The sequence below is a fragment of the Bartonella callosciuri genome (assembly GCF_014203215.1).
GTDB lineage: Bacteria > Pseudomonadota > Alphaproteobacteria > Rhizobiales > Rhizobiaceae > Bartonella > Bartonella callosciuri.
Genome location: NZ_JACHIM010000004.1, coordinates 119,612 through 135,344, shown reverse-complemented (window position 1 = coordinate 135,344; position 15,733 = coordinate 119,612). Strand labels below are relative to the sequence as shown.

The 15,733-nt window shown below is 39.5% G+C and carries 10 protein-coding genes and 3 pseudogenes; 8 read left to right on the top strand and 5 right to left on the bottom strand.

All coding sequences use genetic code 11. From position 1 onward, the window contains the following. Positions 1–413 precede the first annotated feature (413 nt). The 3 genes and pseudogenes from HNQ69_RS08330 to HNQ69_RS08320 all read right to left on the bottom strand — a co-directional run bounded on the left by HNQ69_RS08330 (position 414) and on the right by HNQ69_RS08320 (position 2,851). A complete protein-coding gene (locus HNQ69_RS08330) occupies positions 414–668 on the bottom strand; it encodes a tRNA-dependent cyclodipeptide synthase (RefSeq protein WP_425486678.1) in 255 nt (84 codons plus the stop codon). 153 nt (positions 669–821) lie between these two features. Continuing rightward, a pseudogene (locus HNQ69_RS08325) lies at positions 822–935 on the bottom strand (hypothetical protein); the annotation flags it as partial. 1,253 nt (positions 936–2,188) lie between these two features. After that, positions 2,189–2,851: pseudogene (locus HNQ69_RS08320) on the bottom strand (tRNA-dependent cyclodipeptide synthase). Positions 2,852–3,889: 1,038 nt separating this feature from the next. On the opposite strand from HNQ69_RS08320, the gene HNQ69_RS05110 reads away from it, so the two are divergent. The 7 genes and pseudogenes from HNQ69_RS05110 to HNQ69_RS05080 all read left to right on the top strand — a co-directional run. Further along, positions 3,890–4,240 carry a helix-turn-helix domain-containing protein gene (locus HNQ69_RS05110; RefSeq protein ID WP_183228988.1) on the top strand — a complete coding sequence of 117 codons (351 nt, stop codon included), beginning with the start codon at positions 3,890–3,892 and terminating at the stop codon, positions 4,238–4,240. Positions 4,241–4,525: 285 nt separating this feature from the next. Continuing rightward, positions 4,526–4,783, top strand: a complete 258-nt coding sequence (locus HNQ69_RS08245) for a helix-turn-helix domain-containing protein (RefSeq protein ID WP_343056854.1) — start codon at positions 4,526–4,528, stop codon at positions 4,781–4,783. A gap of 377 nt (positions 4,784–5,160) precedes the next feature. Next, a complete protein-coding gene (locus tag HNQ69_RS05100; protein ID WP_183228987.1) occupies positions 5,161–5,523 on the top strand; it encodes a helix-turn-helix domain-containing protein in 363 nt (120 codons plus the stop codon). A 1,152-nt stretch (positions 5,524–6,675) separates the two neighbouring features. After that, entirely contained in the window at positions 6,676–7,521 is an 846-nt protein-coding gene (pyrF, locus tag HNQ69_RS05095) for an orotidine-5'-phosphate decarboxylase (protein WP_183228986.1), read from the top strand. A gap of 607 nt (positions 7,522–8,128) precedes the next feature. Beyond that, positions 8,129–9,616 carry a histidine--tRNA ligase gene (hisS, locus tag HNQ69_RS05090; RefSeq protein ID WP_183228985.1) on the top strand — a complete coding sequence of 496 codons (1,488 nt, stop codon included), beginning with the start codon at positions 8,129–8,131 and terminating at the stop codon, positions 9,614–9,616. Between the two features lie 584 nt (positions 9,617–10,200). Continuing rightward, the gene (locus tag HNQ69_RS05085) at positions 10,201–10,683 is read left to right on the top strand and encodes a replication protein (protein ID WP_183228984.1); all 483 of its coding nucleotides are present in this window, start codon (positions 10,201–10,203) and stop codon (positions 10,681–10,683) included. A gap of 127 nt (positions 10,684–10,810) precedes the next feature. Then, a pseudogene (locus HNQ69_RS05080) lies at positions 10,811–11,032 on the top strand (histidine--tRNA ligase); the annotation flags it as partial. Between the two features lie 99 nt (positions 11,033–11,131). On the opposite strand, the gene HNQ69_RS05075 reads toward HNQ69_RS05080, so the two are convergent. Then, entirely contained in the window at positions 11,132–11,656 is a 525-nt protein-coding gene (locus tag HNQ69_RS05075; protein WP_183228982.1) for a peroxiredoxin, read from the bottom strand. 202 nt (positions 11,657–11,858) lie between these two features. Between HNQ69_RS05075 and HNQ69_RS05070 the strand changes: the two genes are divergently transcribed. Then, a complete protein-coding gene (locus tag HNQ69_RS05070; RefSeq protein WP_183228981.1) occupies positions 11,859–13,484 on the top strand; it encodes an alpha-D-glucose phosphate-specific phosphoglucomutase in 1,626 nt (541 codons plus the stop codon). 655 nt (positions 13,485–14,139) lie between these two features. Here the strand turns inward: HNQ69_RS05070 and fumC are convergent. Then, positions 14,140–15,528 (bottom strand): class II fumarate hydratase, encoded by a 1,389-nt coding sequence (gene fumC / locus HNQ69_RS05065; RefSeq protein ID WP_183228980.1) that lies wholly within the window; start codon positions 15,526–15,528, stop codon positions 14,140–14,142. Positions 15,529–15,733: the final 205 nt, after the last annotated feature.

Sequence of the window (15,733 nt, the reverse complement as noted above, 5' to 3'; positions counted from 1 at the left end):
ATGAAAGCAGAACAAAATGGAGAAGCACGTGAACGCACTTAGAGATAGCCTCTGAGAATGCTGGTATGGCTCGCAAAGACTTCTTCCGTAAAAGAAACGCAATGGGGGCTAAATGGGGGGCATGCCAATCAAAATCATTCCTGCTGAAACAAGTAGGGAAGGGGAAGAGCGTACAAGCTACGTTATGCCCCACATAAAGAGGTCTCAGGGAATAAGTCTAAAGTCAGATCCTCTCTTTTTATGATATCCCTCGTCTTATCGGCATCCTACATGTACACTGCATATCCCTATCATTGGCATAATGTATCACCTTTTGGCAAAACGATGCCTTTGCACCATCCCAAACCATTTGTACTCTTCCTAGTCGTCTGTCCCAGGGCCGATTGTGGCGTTTGCAGTAATTGATACTGACCTTAGAAGGGGAGAATGGCAGCGAGAAAGGGGGCGAAAGGCAGTGAGCTTTCTTTATTAAGTAAACATGGGGTGTTTACGTAGAAAGGTACTTCATTGAAAATATATTCGAGAGAAATATTTGTTGTTTCCAAACTCTTTAGTTCTTCAGTTGATAATCCTATACTTTTTGCCCAATTCCCAACCGCTTTGATTGGCATTCTTGCGCATAATTCATTGAATTTCGAGTTTGTTTGTACAAATCTACAGCTTTTGATTGTAATATTTTGTAACTTTCATTTTGCTTGTATTGAGAGAAGTCAAGAAGGCGAAAGAGCTTTTCTAAATTATGACAATTATCAATATTGTATCATAGGCGTCTTATACGATTTAGATTTAGATCTCTTTTTGTTTTGCTTGTTGACTTAACTTTAGTTGATCAAGATGCCAATATAAGAAGCCTTGCCAGATTCTATATCTGGGAGCAATACGTCAATATTTTTGAATTTTTTTGCAGCCCAACATATGAGCTCAGTGATATATTTTTCTGAAAATCTTCAGTTGAACAGAATTATACCCATTATAAAATGCTGCTTCAAGATGCTGCTTCATCGCGATGAAATTTGTCCCGCTGAAGCGCTATGGGAAGCAGGAGAAAATGCAGGAGTGTGTAGAGCTATGTTCTGAAGGGGCTGGTGGAGTTCGCAAGTCTTCTCGCGTAAAAGAATGAGACGTAATAGGGGGCAGGCCAATCAAAATCATGCCTTCTGAAACAAGTAGGGAAGGGCAAGAGTGTACAAGCTACGTCATGCCCCACATAAAGAGGGGGCTCAAGGGCTAAACCTAAGGCATTAGAGCTATTCTTCTTTGCTACATTAGAAACATAGTTTCTTGTCCTGGCCAGTGATATAGAAATTGATGAGAGGACAATGCTTTTGTATGCCAATAGGAGAAAGGGTATTGCGTATAATCTGGTTGGGTAATTCCTAAAACGGGGAAACAGCTTAATTTGGCAAGGATAGAAAGGCGTAAAGGTGAAAACAAATTCCCAGCTTTGCAAGCTCTTTTTGATTCGGTACAGATAAAAAACTCTATTCTCAAACCGTCGATCATTTTGCAGCCAAAAAACCTGTAAAAAAGGAGAGATGGCGCAGTGCTTTGCGTTTTTTATAACAAATAAAGTGCCTCATAAATACAATTTTGGTGAGTTGGTCTGTTAAGTTATCATAAGATACACGGGGGTTTTTGCACCACCTTAGCCTTGAACATGAGTGAGCTTCCAAACCTGACGGCTTTGAGTCTTGCTCCGGGTAACCGATCACGTCAAGTCGGTATTTTATTGATTATTTGAAGCACTTTTTTAACGGAAAACAGAATGCCATTGTGTTGCACATTCTATGCTCTTTTTAAAAGAGACAGTTCTCAATGCTCCCACACCTATTTCATGATATCGTCTCTGAAAAAAATAACCCCAATACGGATATGATCCACACAACCAACCGGTATTGTCCAAAAAATCGTCCGTAAAACTATACAATTCCTCATATCAAATCTTAGCACACGACCACAGTATTCCTTCGCACCACACTCCCACTCCCCTCATGAAAGCGTTATAGAAGCGCTATGGGAAGCAGGAGAAAACGCAAAAGCGTGTAAAACGCCTAGTGCGATTGTGACACGCCGTTCTAACAAACGCTATCGGGGGGGTATTTTTTAAAATCAGAGCTTAGCAAAACATTACTTCTTCAGCACCTAACTCCAGAAAAAACAACATTCTACTCATAACAACAAAAAATAATCAAATCCATCCCAAAAACTCTCCGATAGCTGCAAAACACGACACTCTAACAAATATTATGAGCGAAGTTTTTGTTTTTTTTAAACAGACAGAACACTCTTTCAGTAAGACCTGTAATAAATTACGTAAACATGGGGTGTTTACGTAGAAAGGTACTTCATTGAAAGTATATTCGAGAGAAATATTTGTTGTTTCCAAACTCTTTATTTTTTCAGTTGATAATCCTATACTTTTTGCCCAATTCCCAACCGCTTTGATTGGCATTCTTGCGCATAATTCATTGAATTTCGAGTTTGTTTTGTACAAATCTATAGCTTTTGATTTTAATATTTTGTAATTTTCACTTTTCTTGTATTGAGAGAAGTCAGGAATGCGAAAGAGTTTTTCTAAATTATGAGAATTATGAATATTGTATCATATGCGCCTTATACGATTTAGCTCTCTTTTTGTTTTTCTTGCTGCCTTAGCTTTAGTTGATCAAGATGCCAATATAAGAAACCTTCTAGATTCTATATCTGGGAGCAATACGTCAATATTTTTGAATTTTTTTGCAGCCCAACATATGAGCTCAGTGATATATTTTTCTGAAAATCTTGAATTGAACAGACTTATACCAATTATACGATGCTGCTTCATCGCGATTAAACAAGAGCAATTTTTCAATTATCATCTTATAGAAAACGAAAAACGGTTGTTGATATCTATTTCTTTTTGTAAATCTACATTTATCCTTTATAATCGCATTCTATCATAGTGATTGTGGGAAGATAATTTATTTAAAAATAATGATCAGTCATCAAATCATGTCCTGTTTTATAACAAATAAAATGCCTCATAAATGCAATTTTGGTGAGTTGATCTGTTAAGTTATCATAAGATACACGGGGGTTTTTGCACCACCTTAGCCTTGAACATGGGTAAGCTCCCAAACCTGACGGCTTTGAGTCTTGCTCCGGGTAACCGATCACGTCAAGTCGGTATTTTATTGATTATTTGAAGCACTTTTTTATGGAACACTTAGGCGTCTCTAACGACCGTTGATAGTTTGAATATTGGTATGATTGGGGGGGCAAAAAAGGCGGGGGGAGCCAGAAGACTCAAGGGGTAGAAACTGTTTACTAAAAAATAAGGCTTTGCGAAGCCACAAGAGGATGTATAGGGCTGGATACTTGTTCGGTGCTGAGTCCAATCTTGTTTACTACCAAACTTATGGCGAGTAAATATTTGCTCTGTGGGCTCTGCGCACTAAAAGCAAAATGCTGATCTAAACTGAGTATTTTTAACGCCCGGAATACCAATGCGAAGGTGTTCACATTCGGTGGGGGGAGTTGAGAGTGCAAGCCAAAAATCTGCATTTGACGATATTTTTGTAGGCAAAAATTCGATTTACTAAGAATGTATCCAATATTATAATCTTTGAGAGATCAGAAAGATTGTTTTAATTTTGGTTGCCAATCTCTTTAAAGTGACTTATTAATGAGCCCTGTGATTTTGGTCGTATACGCGACGACCAATAGGGATTAAAAGCCCTAAGCTCTAGCGTGAAATGAACCTACTGTGTGGGTATCCCGGAATTCCGGGAGTTTTTGCTATGTCCAGGTGCTCTGCGCACTAAAAGCAAAAAAACTGACTAGAGCTCAGTACTTTTAACTCCCGGAATACCAATGCGAGGGCGCTCGCACCCGGTGGGGGGAGTTGAGAGTGACAGCCAAAAAACCACATTTTAACGACATTTCTGTTGGCAAAAAAATCCGCTTTAAAAGAACAAGGCTAGGAATGTCACAAAAACAATTAGGCAGCCAGTTAGGGATAACTTTCCAACAAATTCAAAAATACGAAAAAGGATTGAATCGTGTTGGAGCCGGACGTTTAAAGGAAATTGCCGATATCCTAGATGTTCCAATTTCCTTTTTTTATACTGATCTCTCAGTAAAAGAAAATGCCCTATCTCATGGTGATGAAGGGATATCAGGCAAAGAAGAATACATCCTTTTGAAAAGTTTCAGAATGCTTAAACCTAAAAAACAAAAAGCAATTTTGTGTTTGATTTAGGAGAGATAAAAAACACTGTTTTAATTTTGGTTGCCAATCTCTTTAAAGTGGCTTATTAATGAGCCTTGTGATTTTGGTCGTATACGCGACGACCAATAGGGATTAAAAGCCCGAAGCCTCGATACATAAAAATGAACTCACTCCATGGGTATCCCGGAATTCCGGGAGATTTTGCTATGTCCAGGTGCTCTAAGCACTAAAAGCAAAATGCTGATTCGAGGTCAGTACTTTTAACTCCCGGAATACCAATGCGAGGGCGCTCGCACCCGGTGGGGGGAGTTGAGAGTGACAGCCAAAAAACCACATTTTAACGACATTTCTGTTAGCAAAAAAATCCGCTTTAAAAGAACAAGGCTAGGAATGTCACAAAAACAATTAGGCAGCCAGTTAGGGATAACTTTCCAACAAATTCAAAAATACGAAAAAGGATTGAATCGTGTTGGAGCCGGACGTTTAAAGGAAATTGCCGATATCCTAGATGTTCCAATTTCCTTTTTTTATACTGATCTCTCAGTAAAAGAAAATGCCCTATCATCATGGTGATGAAGGGATATCAGGCAAAGAAGAATACATCCTTTTGAAAAGTTTCAGAATGCTTAAACCTAAAAAACAAAAAGCAATTTTGTGTTTGATTTAGGAGAGATAAAAAACACTGCTTTAATTTTGGTTGCCAATCTCTTTAAAGTGGCTTATTAATGAGCCCTGTGATTTTGGTCGTATACGCAACGACCAAGAGGGATTCAAAAACCCTAAGCTCTAGCGTGAAATGAACCTACTGTGTGGGTATCCCGGAATTCCGGGAGTTTTTGCCATGTCCAGGTGCTCTAAGCACTAAAAGCAAAAAAACTGACTAGAGCTCAGTATTTTGACTCCCGGAATACCAATGCGAGGGCGCTCGCACCCGGTGGGGGGAATTGAGAGTGACAGCCAAAAAACCACATTTTAACGACATTTCTGTTGGCAAAAAAATCCGCTTTAAAAGAACAAGGCTAGGAATGTCACAAAAACAATTAGGCAGCCAGTTAGGGATAACTTTCCAACAAATTCAAAAATACGAAAAAGGATTGAATCGTGTTGGAGCCGGACGTTTAAAGGAAATTGCCGATATCCTAGATGTTCCAATTTCCTTTTTTTATACTGATCTCTCAGTAAAAGAAAATGCCCTATCTCATGGTGATGAAGGGATATCGGGCAAAGAAGAATACATCCTTTTGAAAAGTTTCAGAATGCTTAAACCTAAAAAACAAAAAGCAATTTTGTGTTTGATTTCTGATAAGAATTAAAATTTTTGAATATTCTCTCGATTTTTGAGCTTCCTGTGGAGAGTTTCTGCCTTGCAACGCTTTTTGCAATGCTTCTGTAAAGAGGAGGTTGCGCTTGGTGATATATCTTCTGCTTTGATACTTTAATCCATTTTTCTAAGTTTTCTAAAATTTTACATTGATCTTTTTCTAACTGTCGGACTTGATCGTCTAATTGTGTATTAAATCCGTTTTAGCTATAATATTCTTTGTCCATAAAGTTCCTAAGCAGATTACCAAGGGTTTCAGGCGGTGCATCGTACTTCCTATTAATTGCACGTAACCATATTTCAACTTTGGTGGTTTTGAACCCTCTCAAATCTCCTGAAAAACCGATAGTGAAAGAAATAAGTTGGCTCAGTTATCATGAGTAAATGCTCCAGTAATATTTGAAAAAGCAGTCCAATTATTTATTGCAGGGGAAATTTGTGTTTTCATGGATAGTTTTTTCGATGGGCATTCTTGCGTCTTTATCCTCTATTCCTATCATAGGAGGATATCTATGCTCATATGATTTTTCTTTTCAGCTTATATAGAGGGGTGCACAAGAGCTCTGTTTTTAGCATTTCATGTATTCCTCTTTGATGGTGTTTCTAAAGAGTCTGTTGTTATTTTTGTCTTCTCCTCTCTTCAGTAATTTTTGTTCCCAACTAAAATACCATAACTAATTTTGTCTCAAGAATGGATAAGCATGCGTCAGAAAGAGATTGATCAGACTGAGAACAGAGGGGATTATTGAGAACTTTTTGTGGAACTCTTGTTGGGATCCAGTTTCTTAAGGGTGTGCGTTCTAGGAGAGATAAATGCTCTATGGGGAATAAATAAAGAAGTGGAATAAATGTTTTTGCGCTTTTGATGCTGCAAAAACGTTTTCTGTTGCATAAGTTAAGAGATTGCCTGTCATTTTATAACTTAAGTTTTCTTAAGAGTCGTTTTTGCTAACGTTAAGAGACGCGCTTTTACCAATATAAGGGAAGCACCAGTGAGCTATTGATTGGGCTGCTGATTTTTGAACTTCTCTTTCCTTGTTCTTGGGTCTTATCTTTTTTGTTATTATTTTTCTTACTGTATGTTAAAGCTCTCACCCATCAATTGTATCGAGAACTTGAAAGAAAGATTATTTTAGGGTGTGGAATGTTTCATTCAACTTTTTTAAAAAATCGGGAAATCTATGGACCGCTTTGTATCGGCTTTGACCCTAGTCATAAAGTTTTGCAATCATGGAATTTAAGCTGTGATTATAAAGGCTTAAAGGACTTTTGTGATATCCTTCTCACAGCAGCTGTGGGAAATGTTGGTATTATAAAGCCGCAAGCCGCATTTTTTGAGTTGTATGGTGTGGAAGGTCTTCAAGTTCTCAAAGAACTTATTGAAAATGCACATGAACAAGGTTTATTGGTGCTTGTAGATGTAAAAAGGGGCGATATTGGTTCTACGGTTGAAGCCTATGGTAAAGCTTGGCTTGGTTCAAGCAGTGCGTTTAAAGCGGATGCCATAACAGTTAATCCTTTCTTGGGGTTTGATGCTCTCCTTCCGCTGATAAAAATTGCAGAAGAAACAGGAACAGGTGTTTTTGTGGTTGTTCAATCCTCCAATCCAGAGGGGAAGTCCATTCGAAATGCGCTTATTGGTGATCAAACACTTTCTGTTTATTTAGCACAGCGTATTTGTGATTATAATCGCCAGTTTTTAAGTAAGCATCATCTTGTTGGACCCATCGGTGCGGTTATTGGAGCAACAGTGGGCAGTGAATCAAGAGACACCATCGAACAGTTAAAAAAGTGCTTGTTTCTTGTTCCGGGGATTGGTGCTCAAGGAGGAACAATAACACAACTGACAAACCAGTTTCCTCAAAGTGTGTGGCAGAATATCATTCCTTCTATTTCAAGGTCGATTACAGATGCTGGTTCCAATATTGTTGATTTAAAAACGCTTATCAATAACTTTGCACAGCAAGCAAAAAGCACTCTCATGTCTTGAGATTTTTTCTGTAGGCAATAAATTTAAGAAGCTCTTATAAAGAAGGAGCTTCTTTCCAGGAGATGACCGCCGGCTAAGCTAAAGTTAACAGTTGCTCTTACCTTTAAAAACTGTGCATGGATCGCTCATCTTATGTTGGGAGAGGGATCTGAAATGCGCAAGAAATTTTTTGAAGGGAAGGATGAAGAAGAATGCAGAGTTCGTGGAAAATGTGCTTAAGGAAAGATTGCTTAAAAGAAAGTGTGTCAAGGTGAGAGCTGCAAAGAAAACGTACCAAAAGGAAAGTTCCGGACGGGAGGTAAGATATGAAGAATGTTTGGGAGCGTTCTGGGGTTGAGGGAGCCCATCATCTTCATCAATAAATGGAAGAATACGAAGGGGGCTTACTCCTGATGTGAAGAGTGCACGTGTTTCTAAAGCGGATAGCTTCCAAGGAACGGAGGGGTTCTCTTTCTTTGTAAAGAAAAAGTTCAGTGTCTGTTGTGTGAATGCCTATTGCATGGATGCTTGTTGCTAAAACGCTCAGGTTGATAAAGTCATTGCAGCGTTTGTTTCTATAAGATAAGACACATATTATCTGTGAATCAAATTGTTGCTAGAGAATCATATGTCATCGAAACAAGAAAAAACCAGAGCACGTTTACCTCGTGGTTTTGTTGATCGCACAAGCGTGCAATTGTATGCAACTGAGACCATGATTGCTCAGATTCGTGAAGTTTATGAACTTTACGGTTTTGAAGCGCTTGAAACACCGATTTTTGAATATACAGATGTATTAGGTAAGTTTTTACCCGATTCAGATCGCCCCAATGCGGGGGTTTTTTCGTTCCAAGATGATGATGAGCAATGGATGTCTTTGCGCTATGATCTCACCACTCCTCTTGCTCGTTATTTTGCAGAGAATTTTGAAACTTTGCCAAAGCCTTATCGGAGTTATCGTCTTGGCTTTGTCTTCCGCAATGAAAAACCCGGACCGGGCCGGTTTCGGCAATTTATGCAGTTTGATGCTGATATTGTTGGAACACCAACAGTGGCGGCGGATGCTGAAATTTGCATGATGGCAGCCGATAGTTTGGAAAAATTAGGAATTGGGCATCATGATTATACCATTCGTCTGAATAACCGAAAAATTCTCGAGAGTGTTTTAGAGTTGATTGGTTTGGGTGGAAATGAACAAGCTGAAAAGCGTTTAACTGTTCTAAGAGCAATTGATAAACTTGATAAATTTGGTCCTGAAGGTGTGCGTTTTCTCTTAGGCAAAGGGCGTTTGGATGAAAGTGGTGATTTTACAAAAGGCGCAGAGCTTAAGGACAAAGAGATTGATTGTATTCTTTCCTTGCTTACAGCAGAGGCTGAAACAGCAGAGGAAACGCTTGACACTCTTAGAAAAGTCGTTAACCAGAGTATTCAAGGACTTGAAGGGGTTCGTGAACTTGAGGAGATGCAGAAAATCTTTGCTGCAAATGGTTACCAGAACCGCATCAAAATTGATCCGTCGGTGGTACGGGGATTGGAATATTATACAGGACCTGTTTTTGAAGCAGCATTGCGTTTTGATGTTTTTAATGAGGATGGACAAAAAGTTGTCTTTGGCTCTGTTGGTGGGGGTGGGCGCTATGATGGGTTGGTTGCATGCTTTCGTGGTGAAAATATTCCCGCAACAGGTTTTTCCATTGGTGTCTCACGCTTGATAGCCGCTTTGCAAAGCCTTGGAAAATTACCTATAAAACAAATGCCAGGACCGGTTTTGGTGCTGATGATGGATAAAGAGCCGGAAATTGTCGCGCGCTATCAAAAAATGGTGATGCAGTTGCGCAGTGCGGGAATTCGTGCTGAACTCTATTTAGGGGCATCGGGGATGAAAGCGCAGATGAAATATGCCGATCGTCGTCAGGCTCCTTGTGTGGTGATCCAAGGTTCACAAGAACGTGAGAGCGGAAAAATACAGATAAAAGATTTATTTGAAGGGGCACGTTTGTCGAGTGAAATTAAGGATAATCAAACATGGCGTGAAAGCCGACCGGGGCAAATAACAGTGGATGAAGAACAGTTGGTCAAAACAGTGCAAGATATTTTGGCAGCCCAAAAGTGGTAAGAGTAAAATTTTTCACGGAAAAGACTGTTTGGCAGATCCCGAAAATTCTCGTTTCAATTTTCAGAATCTGTATTTTGCTCGTCTCGATGTTTTTATGCGCAAGCTCAAAAACGCGTTGTTTTTTGAACTCGTGTGGCATAAAGTGGAAATTCTTTTATAAAGAAAAAGAGCTTTCCTTGTTCTAAACGCGTCCTTCTTGGAGAGGTCATGAAAGCACCTTAGTGAACCAAACCGCGAAAGAAATTCAAGCTATGTACGCAACTGCGTTGAGAAAAGTTCCTGGTCAGCAGTTTATAAAAATGTTGACAGTTCATATGGACTTGACCTTTTAATTCTTCTCTGTTGGCATCAAACTTTTTGATATTTTCTTACGCACAGCCCAAAATCGAACATGAGCAAAAGATTGAGAGAGATCTTAAGGTATTTTATCTCAGAAGTTTTTAAAGAAAAATAAGGAAATAACTTAAATTAGACAATTTTTCATAGAAACATATTTAGGGTAAATCGTAAGCTATTATGATGATAAGCGATTTGACCGCATTTATTTTTATCATAATAAATCAACTCCTTAAGGGAGAGGTACAATGGTTCAATATGATTTTACCTTATTATATGAAAGAAATCCTTTTATTCTTGAAAAACCTGAGAATATTGGAAAATCATTTGAGCTTCCTCCTTCAGATATCGGATTTGCAGATCTTCCAAAAATTGTGTTTTCAGGAGCGCCCGATAGTCGACGTATGATTCTTCGGCTTTCTTTTATTGGTATGAAAACTTTTTTTGTTATGTTGTGGCAGATCGGTAAAATGTCAGATGAGGATGATGTAAATTTATGGTTTGATCAGGTAACATTAGATCATGATATTCTCAATGAATTTTTGTCCTGCGACCTTTCTAAAGAGTCACAATATCTTGATCTTGAAACTTTTAAAGAAGGTATAAACGAATTAGAAAGTCACAAAATTATAGCGAAGGGGACAAAAAAAGATTGTTATTTTATAAATCCAGATATTTTTGGACTTCCTGAGCGTGATGAATATTTTGCGTTCGATGAAGAAGATGAATAAATGAATGCAGTATTCATGGTAGAATATTCGAATGAACGATTGCTCTAGCAGTCATTTTGAAAAGGAATTGAACTGTTTGAAAAGGAATTGAACTGTTAGAGTAAATAGTCTTTAAAAAAAATAAGAGTTTAAGACAAACGGTACTCAAAATCTCATCAAAATTGGCGCATTGGTAGGGCGACGATTGATATCTTATGCGGGGCGCGTTTTTGAGGGAGAATTGCTTTTTGGTATTTTTAATGATGATGGACAAAAAGTTGTCTTCGGCTCTTTTTGTGGGGGCGGTTGCTATGATAAGTTGGTTGCATGCTTTTGTGTTGAAAATGTTTTGGCGACAGTTTTTTTCATTTAAGATTTGATAAAACACAAACGGCACAAATTTCTCTTTACAAAGCGACTTATGCCGTGAAGTTTGTGTTATTTTTAAACAGGTGAATTTGGCCTGGAATTAGCCTTGCAGGGCTTTTAAAACATTTTGTGGGGAAGAAACTTCATAAGGATCTGTTGTGCAATTGTCAGAAAAACCTTCTTCTGCAAACCATTTTTCAATGACACCATCATGAATAACAGCAGCATAGCGCCATGAACGCATGCCAAAACCAACATTGTCTTTGGCAACCAACATTCCCATTTTGCGTGTGAATTCACCGGAACCATCAGGGATTAACTTCACGTTTTTAATGCCTTGTGCTTTCCCCCAAGCATTCATAACAAAAGCATCATTGACGGAAAGGCAATAAATTTCATCAATGCCAACCTTTTTAAATTCGTCATAGAGTTTTTCAAAATCAGGAAGCTGAAAGGTTGAACATGTGGGTGTGAAGGCTCCAGGAAGAGAAAAGAGAATAACCCGTTTTCCTTTAAAATAAGCATCGCTGTTGATTTCTTGCCACCGATAAGGATTTTCTCCACCGATTGATTCATCGCGTACACGTGTGTGGAAGGTGACGTTGGGAACTGTTTTTCTTATCATCATTATGCTCCTGTATTTTTATGAAAATTATATTTTAAAGCAACCTTCATATTGAAAGGCATATTTAAGAAGGTGTCTTAAAAAATCTTTTTTCTCCTCTCAGTGTGCAAGTATTTGCTTGTTTCGTCAAGTAGAATTAAGGGTCGACTTTGGACGGTATTCACTCTAAAATTGAACAGAATCCTATGAAGGCGTTTCTACAATGATAACGACGGTTTTCACCACGGCTTTTGATGACCAAAAACCGGGAACATCTGGCTTGCGCAAAAAAGTATCGGTTTTTCAACAGCCTCATTATGTTGAAAATTTTATACAGTCTCTTTTTAACAGCATTGGCTCTGTTGAGGGAAAAATGCTGATTCTTGGAGGGGATGGACGCTATTTTAATCGCACTCTTCTTCAAACTGTATTGAAAATGGCGGCGGCTCATGGTGTTGCTTGTGTAAAAGTAGGAAAAGGGGGTATTCTTTCTACACCGGCTGTTTCGCATCTTATTCGTAAAACGCGTGCCTATGGTGGAATTATTCTCTCAGCCAGTCATAATCCTGGTGGTCCGAATGGGGACTGTGGCATTAAATATAATATTTCTAATGGTGGACCTGCTCCCGATTCTCTGTGTGAAGCCATTTTTACAACCTCTCAGCGTCTTTCTTTTTATAAAATTTTTGAGGCTCCGGATATTGATTTAGAGAGGGAAGGTACAAACTTTATAGGGTCAATGCAGGTTGATATCATTGATCCTGTTGCAGATTATGTTGCTTTGATGCAGGAGATTTTTGACTTTGATCGCATTGCTAAGGCTATTTCAGAAGGGTTAACGTTGCGATTTGATGCAATGCATGCGGTAACAGGGCCTTATGCGCGCGAAATTTTTGAAAAATGTTTAGGATTTTCTGAAGGAACGGTGGTTAATGCTCTTCCCCTATCAGATTTTGGGGGAGGGCATCCAGATCCTAATTTGCTTTATGCTAAGGCTCTTTATGATCTGTTGATGACTGATCAAGGACCTGATCTTGGGGCGGCGTCTGATGGGGATGGGGATCGTAACCTTATTATTGGTCGTGGACAATTTATCTCGCCTTCTGATTCCTTGGCTATTATGGCTGACCATGCCCATCTTATTAAAGGTTATCGCCAAGGTATTGTGGGGGTTGCTCGTTCGATGCCAACAGCGCGTGCTGTTGATCTTGTCGCTGAAAAAAAAGGATTGAATTGTTTTGAAACGCCAACGGGGTGGAAGTTTTTTGGGACGCTTTTGGATGCTGGAAAAGTGGCCTTTTGTGGTGAAGAAAGCTTTGGAACAGGCTCTAATCATATCCGCGAAAAGGATGGTTTATGGGCTGTGTTGTTTTGGTTAAATCTTTTAGCAGTGACTGGTAAAACGGTCGTGGAAATTGCTCAGCAGCATTGGCGCACTTATGGGCGCTTTTATACCTTACGTTATGATTATGAAGAAGTGGAGGTCTCAAAAGCCTGTGCAATCATAGAGCAATTGCGTGCCCATTTACCACAGGCGGGAACGGAAATTTCTGGACTCCGAGTCGAAAAAGCAGATGATTTTACCTATCATGATCCCGTTGATCAGAGCATGAGCACAAGACAAGGTATCCGTATTTTTTTCGAAAATGGAGCACGGCTCGTGGTGCGCTTATCGGGGACAGGGACAGTGGGAGCAACTTTGCGGCTTTATTTTGAGCAGTATGAAGGTGATCCACGCAAACACAATCAGGCGCCGCAAAAAATTCTCCAACCTTTGCAACAGGCGGCACTGAAATTGTTGAATATCCAACAACAATTAGATCGCGAGCACCCCGATGTTATCACATGAAAGGACTGTCTTATCGTGCTTTTTGGAGAGAGCCTATGTTCTTTTATTCGAGGTTTCTTTCTTGGGGGGATATTTTATTGGCTATGATGAAAGAGCCTGACTTCATTTTTAAGAAGACTTTGTGCATTCAAGTACGAAAACGAAACTGATTTTAAAAACAAAATGCTCTTGGCAAAAAAATGAAGATATGGATGCGTACATGTCTTTAGAGAAGGTTTTATATCTCAGGAAGGTTTGTATCTTGTTTGCTGACTTATCTTTTGGGGGATCAGTTAGCGGGGCTAATTTTTTCCAGAAATGCGGGTTGTTTGTCCTGTTGTGCGACAAATTGTCTCAATTTTATACAAAAAGTTCTCCAATTTTGGCAAGAGCATCCGGTAAAGGATAGGTCCTTTTTCAAAAATAAATACTGATACATGCCCTGATGAGGAACTGGATTAGAGAGTTCCCTTATGGCTTTGTTTGTGCACACTAGGAAAGTTATCTGTGCAGATCTGTCTAAGATTTAGAAGTTCTTTAACCTTTGCAAGAGGTTGCATTTCCTGAAATTTTGCAAGAGATGTGCGTAAATTGCTCAAGACACAATGACAATCGGACCGTTCATGGTCCGATTTTACAGAAAAGTTTGTCTTAAAGGAAATATGCACCGCGTTGTTTATTGCGGGTGGATCATCTTTTTTGGATCAACCAGCCGGTCATAATCTTCTCCAGAAACGCCTGCTTTTAATGCTTCAGTACGCAAAGTTGTATCATTTTTATGCGCTGCTTTGGCAATTTCAGCAGCTTTTTCATAGCCAATTTCCGGGGCAAGTGCTGTTACGAGCATCAAAGAGCGCTCCATGAGAGAGTGAATATGGACTCGATTAGCGCGTAATCCCTGAACACAATGGAGATCAAACGAGCGCATGCAATCACCAAGAAGTGTAATTGATTGCAAAACATTATAGCCAATAACAGGCTTATAAACATTGAGTTCAAAATGCCCCTGGCTTGCGGCAAATGTTACACTGGTATGATTGCCAAAGACTTGGCAGGCAACCATCGTCATGGCTTCACACTGTGTGGGGTTAACCTTACCTGGCATGATAGAAGAGCCTGGTTCATTTTCAGGCAAACTTAGTTCGCCCAAGCCTGAGCGTGGACCTGATCCCAAAAACCGGATATCGTTGGCAATTTTGAACAGATCAGCAGCTAATGCATTCAGACTTCCGTGGAAATGTGCAAGTGCTCCATGATGGGCGAGTGCTTCAAATTTGTTGCTGGCAGTTTTAAAGGTTATTCCTGTCAGCGTGCTGATTGTTTGTGCAAAGGCAACATCAAAACCTTGCGGTGCGTTTAGCCCTGTTCCAACTGCTGTTCCTCCTTGGGCAAGCATCTGGACATCAGCAAGTGCCGTTTCAATCCGTTGACGATTGGCTTCGAGTGCGGCGCGATAGCCTGAAAATTCTTGTGCTAAAGTTAAGGGTGTTGCATCTTGGGTGTGGGTCCGCCCGATTTTAATGATATCAGCAAATTCTTCTTCTTTTTTTCTTAAAGTGGTTATAAGGGCTTCAAGGATAGGAAAGAGATGTTGGCGTGTTTGCAGGGTGGTGGCAATGTGAAGCGCGGTGGGAAAGGAATCGTTTGAAGATTGACTCATATTGACGTGGTCGTTGGGATGAACAGGGGTTTTGCTCCCTAGTTTTCCTCCTAAAAGCATGTTGGCATGGTTGGCGATGACTTCATTCACGTTCATATTGCTTTGTGTGCCAGAACCCGTTTGCCAAACAGAAAGGGGAAAATGGGTATCAAATACACCGGCGAGCACCTCGTCAGCAGCAATAATGATTGCTTTCCCAATGTTTTGCGCGAGTTTCCCCTTTTCCATATTCACAACAGCTGCGGCCTTTTTGATGAGGCTTAAGGCATAAATGATAGTGAGGGGTTGTTTTTCACTACCAATATTAAAATTATGCAGTGAACGTTCAGTTTGTGCACCCCAATAACGGTCTTGACGTACTGAAATTGTTCCAAAGCTATCCGTTTCCTGACGTGTTTCAACCATGATAAAATCCTTTTATGTTCACGGGTTAATAAAAGCTAGATAACGCAAAATAAAAAAAAGAGGCAAGACTCTGAAGTCTTTTGCAGAAAAATATTTTATCCAGAATCCTTGACATTGAGAAGGGGCAATTTTATATCTTGAGTGTTGCTAGCACTCACACTACAAGAGTGCTAGCAAGAACTTAAGATTAATTCAATTATAGTAA